General features: G+C 69.7%; 1 protein-coding gene. It reads left to right on the top strand.

The window, feature by feature from the left end:
- A partial coding sequence (locus ACFHW0_RS31910; RefSeq protein ID WP_416613341.1) for a condensation domain-containing protein occupies nt 1-307 on the top strand: 307 nt, incomplete at both ends.

Raw genomic sequence — 307 nt, 5'->3', positions numbered from 1 at the left:
GCCGTCAACCCCACCCGCAACCTCGCCCACACCCCCCTCTTCCAGGTCATGTTCGCCTGGCAGAACACCGAGGACGTGGACCTGGACCTGCCCGGTGTCGAGGTGACCGCCCTGGCCAGCCCGTGGACCAGCGCCAAGTTCGACCTGACCCTCTCCCTGGCCGAGCACGACGGCCGCGTCACCGGCAGCCTCGAGTACGCCACCGCCCTGTTCGACACCGCCACCGCCCAACGGCACATCCACCACCTGCGCCACGTCCTCACCCAACTCGTCGCACACCCCGACCAGCCCATCGACCAGCTGACCC

Origin of the sequence: Micromonospora sp. LOL_025, from assembly GCF_048060285.1 — a bacterium.
Lineage (GTDB): Bacteria > Actinomycetota > Actinomycetes > Mycobacteriales > Micromonosporaceae > Micromonospora.
Note: the sequence above shows the minus strand (reverse complement) of the source record. Positions and strands in the feature narration are given on the sequence as shown.